At 66.8% G+C, this 12518-nt stretch carries 12 protein-coding genes; 6 read left to right on the top strand and 6 right to left on the bottom strand.

Annotated elements, in window-relative coordinates; genetic code table 11:
- Positions 1-2 precede the first annotated feature (2 nt).
- Positions 3-1286, bottom strand: coding sequence for a Y-family DNA polymerase (locus LFT45_RS22015; RefSeq protein WP_236805892.1), 1284 nt, complete (start codon positions 1284-1286; stop codon positions 3-5).
- A complete protein-coding gene (locus LFT45_RS22010; RefSeq protein ID WP_236805891.1) occupies positions 1279-1710 on the bottom strand; it encodes a LexA family protein in 432 nt (143 codons plus the stop codon). Before LFT45_RS22010 ends, LFT45_RS22015 begins: the two co-directional genes overlap by 8 nt.
- 176 nt (positions 1711-1886) lie before the next feature.
- Between LFT45_RS22010 and LFT45_RS22005 the strand changes: the two genes are divergently transcribed.
- The 3 genes from LFT45_RS22005 (at position 1887) to LFT45_RS21995 (ending at position 3677) form a co-directional block, all read left to right on the top strand.
- On the top strand, positions 1887-2174 hold the full coding sequence (locus LFT45_RS22005; protein ID WP_236805888.1) for a hypothetical protein: 288 nt from the start codon (positions 1887-1889) through the stop codon (positions 2172-2174).
- Positions 2175-2249: 75 nt separating this feature from the next.
- Complete coding sequence (locus tag LFT45_RS22000; RefSeq protein ID WP_236805886.1) at positions 2250-3380, top strand: WD40/YVTN/BNR-like repeat-containing protein; 1131 nt, start codon at positions 2250-2252, stop codon at positions 3378-3380.
- Between the two features lie 9 nt (positions 3381-3389).
- Positions 3390-3677 (top strand): MoaD/ThiS family protein, encoded by a 288-nt coding sequence (locus LFT45_RS21995; RefSeq protein ID WP_214851966.1) that lies wholly within the window; start codon positions 3390-3392, stop codon positions 3675-3677.
- 5 nt (positions 3678-3682) lie between these two features.
- Here the strand turns inward: LFT45_RS21995 and LFT45_RS21990 are convergent, their stop codons facing one another.
- Positions 3683-3919, bottom strand: a complete 237-nt coding sequence (locus tag LFT45_RS21990) for a hypothetical protein (protein ID WP_102972536.1) — start codon at positions 3917-3919, stop codon at positions 3683-3685.
- Positions 3920-4175: 256 nt separating this feature from the next.
- Between LFT45_RS21990 and LFT45_RS21985 the strand changes: the two genes are divergently transcribed.
- Complete coding sequence (locus LFT45_RS21985) at positions 4176-5963, top strand: glycoside hydrolase family 13 protein (protein ID WP_236805885.1); 1788 nt, start codon at positions 4176-4178, stop codon at positions 5961-5963.
- Between the two features lie 26 nt (positions 5964-5989).
- On the opposite strand, the gene LFT45_RS21980 is transcribed toward LFT45_RS21985, so the two are convergent.
- Both LFT45_RS21980 and LFT45_RS21975 read right to left on the bottom strand, forming a co-directional pair.
- On the bottom strand, positions 5990-7684 hold the full coding sequence (locus LFT45_RS21980; RefSeq protein WP_236805884.1) for an alpha-amylase family protein: 1695 nt from the start codon (positions 7682-7684) through the stop codon (positions 5990-5992).
- On the bottom strand, positions 7681-8652 hold the full coding sequence (locus LFT45_RS21975) for a TIGR03885 family FMN-dependent LLM class oxidoreductase (protein ID WP_236805883.1): 972 nt from the start codon (positions 8650-8652) through the stop codon (positions 7681-7683). Before LFT45_RS21975 ends, LFT45_RS21980 begins: the two co-directional genes overlap by 4 nt.
- Positions 8653-8774: 122 nt before the next feature.
- Between LFT45_RS21975 and LFT45_RS21970 the strand changes: the two genes are divergently transcribed.
- Positions 8775-9842 (top strand): ATP-dependent DNA ligase, encoded by a 1068-nt coding sequence (locus tag LFT45_RS21970; RefSeq protein ID WP_236805882.1) that lies wholly within the window; start codon positions 8775-8777, stop codon positions 9840-9842.
- A gap of 147 nt (positions 9843-9989) precedes the next feature.
- Here the strand turns inward: LFT45_RS21970 and LFT45_RS21965 are convergent, their stop codons facing one another.
- Positions 9990-11309, bottom strand: coding sequence for an MFS transporter (locus LFT45_RS21965; protein ID WP_236805881.1), 1320 nt, complete (start codon positions 11307-11309; stop codon positions 9990-9992).
- A 226-nt stretch (positions 11310-11535) separates the two neighbouring features.
- Here LFT45_RS21965 and LFT45_RS21960 point away from each other — a divergent pair, with 226 nt between their 5' ends.
- Positions 11536-12402 carry an IclR family transcriptional regulator gene (locus LFT45_RS21960; protein WP_442863581.1) on the top strand — a complete coding sequence of 289 codons (867 nt, stop codon included), beginning with the start codon at positions 11536-11538 and terminating at the stop codon, positions 12400-12402.
- Positions 12403-12518: the final 116 nt, after the last annotated feature.

Here is a 12518-nt window from a genome sequence, read left to right as displayed (position 1 = left end):
GGTCAGGCCGCACGCACCACCGGCAACTCGTCCCAGTGCGTCGTGTAGCGTGGCGAACGCATTTCACGCTTCATGCTCCAATCCAGCCCGGTCCTTAGGCCTGCGAACCCGAGTCCGATGGTGCCCCTGCCGCACTTCCGGCTGACCTGCTCAACCAGCGGGCCGATCCCGCGTTCCTCGTGCGGGTTGGCGAAGGGCTCAAGTGGCTGCTGGTTGCCGGACGGGCGCAGGTCGGTGACCATGATCCCGGCACGGGCGTACTTGACGCCGTCCTGGATCGCGGGAAGCAGGGCATGGGCGGCCCTAGTGAGCAGTACCGGGTCTGAGGTGGGCATGGGCAGCGGAACGCATACCGAGGGAAACGACTTGTCCTTCGGATTGTAATGGGACGTGCCGGCGAACGCGGTGAGGACCTTGGCCTGGAGGTGGTGCCGGGCCAGCCGGGCACTCGCCTGTTGCGCGTAGACGCTCAGGACCTGGCGAAATTCAGGAGCTGACGCCAAGGGAGTGGAAAACGAGCGGGAGAAGATCAGCTGGTCCCGACCCATTCGCTCCTCCTCCAGCGGTATGCAGGGCGTCCCGCGCAGTTCGAGCACGGTACGCATCAGCACCACTGAAAAGCGGTCGCGCACCATCACCGGATCGGCACGGCTCAGCTCGAGGATGGTGCAGATCCCAAGGGCGTTCAACCGCTTTTCGAGCCGGCCCGCCACACCCCACACCTCCGAGACCGGCAGCCGGGCCATGAGCAGTTCGCGTACCTCCGGCTCCATCGACTCCCAGCGGCACACCCCGCCGAGCGCAGGGTTGTTCTTTGCCCACCGGTTGGCCAGTTTGGCGAGCGTCTTGGTGGCGGCGATGCCGACGCACACGGGCACCCCGACGTTGCGCTGGACCGCGGCCTTGATGGTCCGGCCGAGACCCACCACCTTCTCGGGGCTGCCCTTGATGCCCAGGAACGCCTCGTCGATGCTGTACACCTCAAGCCAGGCCGAGTAGCGTCCCAGCAGTTCCATGACGCGGGAGCTGATGTCGCCGTACAGTTCATAGTTGCTGGACCGGGCAATGAGGCCCCATTCCTTGGCCCGAGGGGCGAGCTTAAACCACGGATCGCCCGTGCTGATCCCCAGGGCCTTGGCCTCCGGACTGCGGGTCACGGCGCAGCCGTCGTTGTTGGAGAGCACGACGAGCGGCTTGCCTTCCAGGGAGGGGTCGAAGGCGCGCTCCGCGCTGGCGTAGAAGCAGTTCACGTCCACCAGCGCTATTTGCTGCCGCGAACTAGACATGGTGCAGGCACCTCGTGGCCACGCCCCAGATGGTGAGATCGGCCAGGGCGGGGACGTTGATGTCCGGATACAAAGGGTTGGCGGCCTGGAGCACCACGCCTGCCGCGGTGACCTTCAGGCGCTTGACGGTGAGCTCACCGTCCAGCACCGCGACGACCACGGACCCGTCGCGCGGTTCCAGCGCCCGGTTGACGATCAGTTCGTCCCCGTCGCTGATGCCGGCCTGTTCCATCGAGTCCCCGGATACCCGCACGATATAGGTGCTGGTGATGTCCTTGATCAGGTGCTCATTGAGGTCGATCCGCCCGTCAAAGTAGTCCTGGGCGGGGGACGGGAAGCCCGCCGCCACGGCCACGGGCGAAATCAGCACTAGCCGCAGGGAAAGTCCCGCCTCTATCACGCGCGGTCCGATGATCACACCCACAACACACCTTGTTTCGAATATATGTTCGATAATGCAGTGTAGTCCTCCCGACTGACAGAATGCAGCCAGGCCAGGCAGCGGTTGGATTCATCACACGTTCGCCGTGCCGTCTCGGTGACAGCGGGTCTGCGTCGCATACTGGTCTCATGGGGATGCAAGGCGCAGGAGGATCAGTGGTGGAAACCTTGAAGAGGGTGGTGCGGAACGAGTACTTTCCGGCGGCAGCCGTGCTGACGCTGGTGGTGCTCTTCTGGGTGGCGGGCCTTTTTGGTGGCCTGTCTCTGCTGAGCCGGAGCCAGCCTCCGATCGCCACGCTGACATGGCTGCTGTTTGTCTACGCCGCTGCCGTTCTGACGCCCCTGGCCGGAATCCTGGCAGCGGCCGACCTGCTCCGCCGGTGGTGGCGGAACCGCCGCGCCGGGAAAGCCGGCAGCGCCAAAGCCGGTGCAAGGACGGGGTCCTAGGTCCCGCCCGGGCAACGAAACCCACGAAACCCGCGGGGGCTCAAACCATTGCAGCCCCTCCAGCGGAGTGGTTGCATGGGGAGCATGAATGCCTCAGAGAGTTTCGTCTTAGCGATCGGGACCAAAAAAGGCCTCTGGCTGGCCACCAGCCAGGACCGGAAGCAATGGTCCTATTCCGGCCCGCACTTCCTGATGAGCGAGATACCGAGCATCGGAATCGATACGCGGGACGGCCGCACCCGCATCATGGTGGGGGTGCGGTCCGAGCACTGGGGCCCCTACGTTGCCCACTCGGATGACCTCGGTGCCAGCTGGACCGAGCCCGAGCAGGGTGCCATCAAGTTCCCCGAAGGCACCGACGCCGCCGTGGAACGCATCTGGCAGATCTACCCCGACGCCGAATCCCGTCCGGGGGTGGTCTGGGCCGGTGCGGAGCCGATTTCGGTGTGGAAATCGACCGACGGCGGCGAGCACTTCGAGTTGAACCGCGGACTGTGGGACCACCCGCACCGCAGCGAATGGGGTGCAGGATATGGCGGCGCAGCCGCGCACTCGATCGTGGTCAACTCCTCCGGGGACAACGTGCACGTCGCCATGAGCACGGGAGGCGTCTACCGCTCGCTCGACGGCGGGACGTCCTGGGAGCCGCGGAACAAAGGGATCTCCGCCTACTTCATGCCCGATCCCAACCCGGAATTCGGCCAGTGCGTGCACAAGATTGCCGCGGATGCCGCCGTCGACGGCCGCCTTTACGCGCAGAACCACCACGGCGTGTACCGCACCGACGACAATGCCGAGAACTGGGAATCGATAGCGGAGGGCCTGCCGGCCGATTTCGGGTTCGTCATGCTGACCCACCCCCGGCGTGCAGGCACGGCCTGGGTTGTTCCCCTGAAGGCCGACGGCGAACGCATCCCGCCGGACGGAAAGCTCGCCGTGCACCGTACCGACGACGCCGGCGCCACGTGGAAGCGCCTGGACTCCGGGCTGCCGCAGTCAGAATTCAATGCGGTGCTCAGGGACGCGGCTTCCGTGGATTCCGCGGAACCCGCCGGGGTGTACTTCGGAACGCGCGGCGGCGCGGTGTATGCCAGCGCGGACGAGGGCGAAACCTTTGCGGAGGTGGCGTCCCACCTGCCGGATGTGCTGTGCGTTCGCGCTGCCGTGGTGGCTGGAGCGCCCGTTGCAGCGGCGACCCCCGCGTGAGGATGTGCGGTGGCTGAGATCAGCGTGGTCCTTCCCGGCGTCCTCCAGCCGCTCGCCGGCGGGCAGTCCATACTGACTACACCCGCCGACGGGGCGGTGACTGTGGGTTGGTTGCTGGATTCCGTGACCGGAACCTACCCGGTGCTCGCCAGGCGGCTGCGGGACGAGACGGGTGCGCTCCGCCGTTACGTGAATATTTACGTGAACGGTGAGGAGGTCCGGCGTCTCCGCGGCCTGGAGACGGAAGTTTCTGCCGGCCAGGAAGTGCTGATTATCCAGTCCGTGGCTGGCGGTTAGCTCGCTCAGGCGACGCGCCAGACGCTGCATTCGTCCGTATTGATGGCCTTGCGCATGCCCGAGTGATGGTCCATGATCCAGACGACGCCGATGCCCGGGGCTGTCTCCTGGACGCTGCCGCGGCGGACGATGACATCGTCATAGCTGGGGCCCACCGACAGGCGGGCCTCGATCTCGTCGCCGCGGTGCAGCTGGTCCAGGGCACGGACCCGGGTGATGTGGGGTTTGGCTTCCTTCAACATGGCGTGGCCTCCTGAGCTGGAGCTGGTGCCTGCAATTGCCGGCACAACCAAGTGTGGCGTGGCATTGTTGCGCACGCGTTTCCTGCCCGTTAGCGTCCGGTTAGTTTCCGGCGCCGCGGCGGTTTCCGCCACCCCATCCTGCATTCCGGACGGTATCCGCTGAGGCCTTCTAGCCAAGCCATTGACCGCCGATTCTTCTGGAACAAGACTTTCAGTGGGCCAGCAGCCCGCCACCGTCGACCAGGAGGAGCCAGCGATGACCACGCAGGAAACCGAGGCAGAAACGGCTTACCGCGCCGGCAGGGAGTGGTTCAAGAGCGCGGTGGTCTACCAGATCTATCCGCGCAGCTTCGCTGACTCGGACGGCGACGGCATCGGTGACCTCCGCGGGATCATCGGCAAGCTGGACTACCTGCAAAAGCTGGGGGTCGACGTCGTCTGGCTTTCACCGGTGTACCGCTCGCCGCAGGATGACAACGGCTACGACATCAGCGACTACCGCGACATCGATCCCGTGTTCGGCGACCTGGAAACCCTCGACGAACTGCTGGACGGCCTGCACTCGCGTGACATGAAGCTGGTGATGGACCTGGTGGTGAACCACACCTCCGACGAGCACCCGTGGTTCGCGGAGTCCCGCTCCAGTAAGGACAACCCGAAGCGGAACTGGTACTGGTGGCGGCCGCCGCGCGAGGGCGTCGGGCCTGGTGAACCTGCTCCCGGAATGCCCGGTGCGGAGCCAAACAACTGGGGATCGGCCTTCTCGGGGCCGGCCTGGGAGTACGACGCAAAGACGGGGGAGTACTACCTGCACCTGTTCTCCAGGAAGCAGCCGGATCTCAACTGGGAAAACCCGGAGGTGCGGGCGGCCGTGTACGACATGATGAACTGGTGGCTGGACCGCGGTGTGGACGGCTTCCGGATGGATGTCATCAACTTCATTTCCAAGGAGCAGTCGCTGCCGGACGGCCCGCAGGCCGAAGGGATGCTCTACGGCGACGGCGGCCCGCACTTCATCTGCGGACCGCGCATCCACGAGTTCCTCCAGGAGATGCACCAGGAGGTCTTCGCGGGGCGGGACAAGGACCTGCTCACCGTGGGCGAGATGCCGGGCGTCACCGTGGAGGACGCCGCCCTCTTCACCGATCCCGGCCGCGGGGAGGTGGACATGGTGTTCCAGTTCGAGCACGTGGCCCTCGACCAGGAGGGCGGCAATAAGTGGCGGCCCAAGAAGCTGCTGCTCACCGACCTGAAGAAGTCCCTGGGCCGCTGGCAGGAGGGGCTCGCGGAGCGCGGCTGGAACAGCCTCTACTGGGGTAACCACGACCAGGCCCGCGCCGTCTCCCGGTTCGGCGACGACGGCCAGTACCGCGAGCTGTCGGCGAAAATGCTGGCCGCGGTCCTGCACCTGCACCGCGGTACGCCGTACGTCTACCAGGGCGAAGAGCTGGGCATGACCAACATGGCATTCGGGGCCATCAGCGACTACCGCGACATCGAAGTCCTCAACCACCACCGCGAGGCCACCACGCACCTGGGCCACACCGACGCCGAGGTCCTCGCCGCCCTGGCACCGCTGAACCGGGACAATGCCCGGACACCCGTGCAGTGGGACGCCAGCCGGCATGGCGGCTTCACCACCGGGGCGCCCTGGATTGCCGTGAACCCCAACGCCAACACCATCAACGCCGCCGCCCAGGTTGACGATCCCGACTCGGTCTTCAACTTCTACCGCAAGGTCATAGCCCTCCGGCACTCGGATCCCGTAATCGCCTACGGGGATTTCAGCATGCTGCTGCCCGACGACCAACACGTCTACGCGTTCACGCGGTCCCTTCCGGAGGCGGAACTTTTGGTGCTGGCCAACTTTTCGGGGACCGGCCGGACAGCCGAGGTTGACGACGGCGGCTGGTTTGGCGGCCTAGGAACGGCTGAGCTGGTGCTGGGCAACTATCCGCCGGACGCCGGCGAGGCGCCGGCGGCAGGACCGCAGCAGTTGGAGCTGCGCCCGTGGGAGGTGAAAGTGTTCCGCCGGGACCGTTAGGCCCGAAGGGCCCGGCTCAGGGCCCCTCAGGGCGCCAGGCGGTCGCCGGGCCGGTGGACCCGGAACCAGCGGTAGCCGTACCGCCCCAGCTCAACGGTGAACCCGCCGTCGGCCTCCAACGGTACGTTCCCGCCGTCGAACAGATCCAGCAGGATGGCGTCCCTGAAAGCCCGCGGCGGGCTGTCCCGGGATCCGACGTTCGCGGCGACCTTGACCGGCGCCTCGCCGAAGTTGTGAAGCAGCACCACCGTTGCCTCTGCCGAGCTGCAGCGGTGCGCAAAGACGGCCGGCTCCGGCTGCTCGAGGACAGCGAACTCGCCCCAGCCCAGTTCCGGTGACTCGCGGTACCGCTGGATGAGGGTGGCCATGAAGTTCCACAGCGATTCGGGGTCCCGTTTGGCGCTGGCCGCGTTCACCTTTTCGGGGCCGTACTCCCCGCGGGCCAGCGGGACCACCAGCTCGGACACCTTCGCGCTGGAGAAGCCGCCGTTCTTCTCGCCGTTCCACTGCATGGGCGTGCGGACGGCGGCGCGGCCCTTCTGCCGCAGGTCCTCACCCATGCCGATTTCCTCGCCGTAGAAGAGGACCGGCGTGCCCGGCAGGGAGAACATCAGGGAGTAGGCCATCCGGATCCGGTCGGCGTCGCCGTCCAGCATCGGCGGCAGCCTGCGCCGCAGCCCGCGGCCGTAGAGCTGCATGTTCTTGTCAGGTCCGAAGGCGGCGAAGACCTCCTCCCGCTCGCCGTCGCTGAGCTTGTCCAGGGTGAGCTCGTCATGGTTGCGCACGAACATCGCCCAGTGGTTGTCCGGATGCAGCCGCGGGCGCGTCTTCAGCGTCTCGGCCAGCGGGCGCGCGTCCTGCCTGGCGAGCGACAGGTAGAGGTGCTGCATGGACATGAAGTCGAACTGCATGTTCAACTCGTTGCCCTCAGCGCCGCCGAAATACTCCAGCTGGTCCTTGTACGGCAGGTTCACCTCGCCCAGCAGCACCGCCCCGCCGTTGCGCCGGTTGACGAAGCTGCGCAGGGCCCTGAGGTAGTCGTGCGGGTCGATGGTGGCCGCCTCGTCCTTGGGCGCCCCGCGGGTCTCCAGGAAAAACGGCACTGCATCCAGCCGGAACCCGTCCAGTCCCAGCTCCAGCCAGAGGCCCATGGCCTTGGCGATCTCGTTGCGGACCTTGGGGTTGGTCACGTTGAGGTCCGGCTGGTGCTCCATGAACATGTGCAGGTACCACTCACCGGTGGCGTCGTCCTGGGTCCAGATGGAGGTCTGTTCACCCGGGAAAACCACCTCGGAGGACGTGTCCGGCGGCGGATCGCTCCGCCAGACGTAGTAGTCCCGGTACGGGTTGTCCACGGATTTGCGGCCCTCCACGAACCAGGGGTGCTGGTTGGAGGTGTGGTTGACCACGAAGTCCGCGATCACCCGGATGCCGCGGTCCTTCGCAGTGCGGATGAACTCCACAAAGTCACCGAGCGTGCCCAGCCGGCGGTCGACGTCGAAGAAGTCCGTGACGTCGTACCCGTCGTCCCGGTCCGGTGACGGATAAAACGGCATCAGCCAGATGCAGTTCACCCCCAGTGCCGCCAGGTAGTCCACCCGCTGGGTCAGGCCGCTGAAATCACCGGTGCCGTCGCCGTCGTGGTCAAAGAAGGTCTCCACGTCCAGGCAGTAGACGACGGCGGTCTTCCACCACAGATCCGAAGTCTCCGCGATGTTCATGCCACCGGCACCTTGCGCAGCTGCGGCAGGACGCTGCCCGCGAAGGCATCGATGAACGGCGCCTGGTCCTGCCCCACGAAGTGGAGGTACAGTTCGTCGAAGCCGAGGTCCAGGTACTCGCTTAGCCACTCCACGTGGCGGTCCAGGCTGGCGGAGATGTTCACCGATTTCCGGACCTGGGCCTCCCCGACGTCGGTGCTGACGCCGTCGAAGTGCGCCGCCGTCGGCAGGTCCCAGGGGATGGGCGGGGCGAAGACGTTCGAACGCCACTGGTCGAGGGCTGTGGCGACGGCGTCCTCCTCCCGGGGAGCCCAGGACAGGTGGATCTGCAGCACGGCCTTTCCCTGGCCGCCCTCGGACCGGTACGCCGCCAGCATTTCCGTGAGTTTTTCGGCCGGCTGGTTCACCGTCACCAGGCCGTCCGCCCAGCCGGCGGCCCGGCGAGCCGTCTCCACGCTGATGGCCGGGGCGATCAGCGGCGGCGGGGGATTCGGCACGTCCCAGATCCGCGCCTGCTCCACGGTGACCAGGCCGTGGTGGGTGACTTCCTCGCCGGCGTGCAGCCGGCGGATGACGTCCACGCACTCCTCCAGCCGTTGCTGGCGGGTTTCCTTGAGCGGCCAGGGGTCGCCGGTGACGTGCTCGTTCATGTTCTCGCCGCTGCCCGGGGCCATCCAGAACCGGCCGGGGAACATGGATGCCAGCGTGGCCGAGGCGTGGGCGATGATGGCCGGGTGGTACCGCTGTCCCGGCGCGGTGACCACGCCGAAGCGCAGGCTGGTGCTGGCCAGGGCAGCGCCGAGCCAGGACCACGCGAAGCCCGAGTGCCCCTGCCGCGCAGACCACGGTTCGATGTGGTCCGAGCACATGGCGGCGTCGAAGCCCGCCTCCTCGGCAAGCCGGACGTCCTGCAGGAGCTGGCCGGGGCTGATCTGTTCATGCGATGCGTGGAAACCGATAGCTGCCATCGTTAATGTCTACCGGCGAGGCGGTGGTCGTGTCGAGGGTGGCGGACAGTCGCGGTGGGGCGCGGCGGGGTGGTGCCGCCAAGGGGTGGCGCCCGGACGGGTGCCGGGCAAGAATGGGGCCTATGCAACTGCCGGTCATGCCCCCCGTCGCCCCGATGCTGGCCAAATCGGTCGGTGCCATCCCTGAAGGCCGCCTGAGCTACGAGCCGAAGTGGGATGGATTCCGCTCCATCATCTTCCGCGACGGCGACGACGTGGAGATCGGCAGCCGCAACGAAAAACCGATGACGCGCTACTTTCCCGAACTCGTGGAGGCGCTGAAGGCCAATCTGCCGCCCAAATGCGTGCTCGACGGCGAGATCGTCCTGGTGGGCTCCTCCGGGGACCGGCTGGACTTCGACGCCCTGCAGCAGCGGATCCATCCCGCGGCCAGCAGGGTCAAGATGCTCTCCGAGCAGACGCCGGCGAGATTCGTGGCCTTCGATTTGCTGGCCCTCGGCGACGAGGACTTCAGCGGACGTCCCTTCGCGGAGCGGCGCGCGGCCCTGGAGCAGGCCTTCGCCTCGGCCAGCGCCCCGGTCCACCTGACCGCCGCCACGCAGGATCCGGAGCTGGCCGGAAAGTGGTTCCACGAGTTCGAGGGCGCAGGCCTGGACGGGATCATTGCCAAGCCGCTGGACGGTCCGTACCAGCCGGACAAGCGCGTGATGTTCAAGATCAAGCACGAACGGACTGCCGACTGCGTCCTGGCCGGCTACCGCGTGCACAAGAGCGGCCCCGACGCGATTGGCTCGTTGCTGCTGGGCCTGTACAAACCCGGCGGTGAACTCGCCAGCGTCGGCGTTGTCGGCGCTTTTCCGATGAAGCGGCGCAAGGAGCTATTCGAGGAACTCCAGCCCCTGGTCACCAGCTTCGACGAGCACCCGTGGGCCTGGGCCAAGCAGGAGGACGGCACCCGGACGCCCCGCAACGCGGAGGGCAGCCGGTGGAGCGCGGGCAAGGACCTGTCCTTCACGCCGCTGCGGCCGGAGCGGGTGCTGGAAGTGAAATACGACCACATGGAAGGGGAGCGGTTCCGCCACACGGCGCAGTTCGTGCGCTGGCGGCCGGACCGGGACCCGGAGTCCTGCACTTATGAACAGCTCGAGGAGCCGGTGAAGTTCGACCTCGCCGAGGTGCTGGCCACCTGAGGTTCCTGCCGCCCCGCAACTGGCGGGCCGCCGTCGTGACCTTCTTTAAAGCTAAATCGCCCCAAAATGCAGCGACCCGCCGGTCGTGACCCGGTTTGGGGAGCAAACGGGGTCACGACGGCGGGAACGCACGTTGGGCGGGCGGGGCTACTTGAGCCCGAGCTCCTTGGTGGGGACCTTGAAGGTCTCCTTCGCCGTCAGGGCCGAGACGGCGGCGACGCCGCAGATGACCGCGGTGAAGATGCTGATCTGCACCCAGCCCCCGGGCTTGATGCCGCCCATGGCCGCGACAATGGCCGGGGCGAAGCCGGCCATCAGGAAGCCGAGCTGCGTGCCGATGGCCAGGCCGGAGAAGCGCACCTTCGTGCTGAACATCTCGGCGTAGAAGGACGGCCAGACGGCGTTGGCGGCGGCGTAGCCACAGGAGAAGAAGGCGATGGCGGCCAGGAACATCAGCGGCACGTTGCCGGATTCGAGGCTCAGCAGGAACAGCGGGGCAAGGGCCGCGCTGGACAGGGCGCCGTAGATGTAGACCGGCTTCCGGCCGATCCGGTCCGCCAGCCTGCCGAAGAGCGGCTGGGTGCCCAGGGCCACGAGGTTGGCGCCCACCACGAGCCAGAGAGTGGTGGTGCCGTCCACGCCGGCAACGGTCTTGGCGTAGCTGATGGCGAGCGTGCCGAACACGGTGGAGACGGCAGAGATGAAGGCGCAGCAGATGACGCGGAGGACGTCGCGCCAGTGGGTCTTGAGCAGGTCCGCGACGGGTAGCTTGGCGATCTGGGCTGACTTCTGGGCGGCTTCGAAGGCCGGCGGCTCGTGCAGGGTGCGGCGGATGAAGAACGCGACCATCACAACCACGGCGCTGAGCCAGAAGGGGATCCGCCAGCCGATGCCGTACTTGATTTCGTCAGGCAGGGCCAGGACCGGAATGAAGACAAGCGCCGCCAGGATCTGGCCGCCCTGGGTGCCTGTCAGGGTCCACGAGGTGAAGAAGGAGCGCTGGTTGTCCGGAGCGTGCTCCAGGGTCATGGAGGATGCGCCGGCCTGTTCACCGGCAGCCGAGAGGCCCTGGCAGAGGCGGGCCAGCACCAGCAGCGCCGGCGCCCACCAGCCCACGGTGTTGAAGTCCGGCAGGCAGCCGATCAGGAAGGTGGAGGCACCCATGAGGACCAGGGTGAACATCAGGACCTTGCGGCGGCCCACCCGGTCGCCAAAGTGGCCCAGGATGACGGCGCCGACGGGCCGCGCGATGTACGCAAAGCCGAACGTCGCGAAGGACATGATGGCGGCATTGGCGTCCGCGTTCGGGAAGAACACGTGCGGGAAGATCAGCGCGGCTGCGGAGCCGAAGATAAAGAAGTCGTAGTACTCGACGGCGCTGCCGAGGAAGCTGGCAAGGGCTGCCTTCTTCGGTGTCCCGGCCGGGGCAGCAGTGCCCGCCGTAGTGGACTGGGTGGTCTGGCTCATGGTGTTCCTTCAGGGGGACGACGTTGTCGCGGGACAGATCAGGGGTCGCGGCCGCAGTCCTGGTTGGGAGAGGGGCGGCTGGAGGTCCTTGGAAAGACCCGGACACAGTAGCCACATGGTGGGAGCTACTTGTGCGATACAGCAATGATGGCTGTGAGGGCAGTCACCTGTCAAGAAACTTGCTCACGATCTAGAAATAGCTCTCACATTGTGGCAACATCGAGCTATGAGTGTGAAGGAAGCCACAGGCGAAGACGCCTCCCCAGGGACCCCCGTCGCGGCCGCAGATACCCCCGCCGAAGCAGGCGTCCCCGTAGAAACAAAGTCAGCGAAGGGGGAATCCCGCACCGACATGGTGGGCAAGGCGCTGGGACTGCTGGTCCTGCTGGGGGATGAGCCCCGCGGCGCCAGCGCGGCCGAGATCTCCCGGCGCGCGGACCTTCCCTTCAGTACCACCTACCGGCTCCTCGGCTCGCTCACCCGCGACGGTTTTGTGGACTACGAGCCGGACGGCCGGCGCTACCATCTGGGCTTGCGCATCTTCCAGCTTGGCCAGCGGGTCTCCAACCACCACGGCTTTGCCGGCACGGCGCTGCCCATCCTGCGCCGGGTCACCGAGGAGACGGGGGAGGCCACCATCCTGTCCGTCCGGGACGGCATGCACCACCTCACCGTAAACAAGGTGGACGGCCCCCAGACCTTCCGCGTCACCAGCGACCCCGGCTTTCTCGGCGCGCTCCACACCACCTCCGTCGGCAAGGCACTCGTCGCCTTCGCTGAGGACGAGGACCGCGAACGGCTGCTCGAGGAACTCCCGCTGGAGCCGCTGACGGCCCTGTCCATTACCGACCGGGATGCCTTCCGCGCCGAGATCGAGAAGGTCCGGCGGCAGGGGTACGCGGTCATGGATGAGGAGAACGAGCTGGGCATGCGGGCCGTGGCGGTGCCCGTCTTCAACTCCCAGGGCACCGCGTTTGCGTCCCTGGCCACTGCTGTTCCGGTGTTCCGGCTCAGCATGGAGGCGCTGGTGGCGCTGGTTCCGCTGCTGCAGGCCGCCGCCGTCGAGCTTTCCGCCCGGCTGCCGCAGCGCTAAGGTGCGCCGCAGCACGTGCTTTGGAGCCGAGTTGTTCGTATCTAGAACAGGAGTGCATCATATGAACTTCTGCTGTACTGTTATCCGTATCACCCGGCCAGCACGGGGCGCAGCAG

Source organism: Arthrobacter sp. FW305-BF8 (assembly GCF_021789315.1).
Classification (GTDB): Bacteria; Actinomycetota; Actinomycetes; order Actinomycetales; family Micrococcaceae; genus Arthrobacter.
The sequence above is the reverse complement of the archived record's forward strand: the minus strand, read 5'-3'. Positions and strand labels throughout refer to the sequence as shown.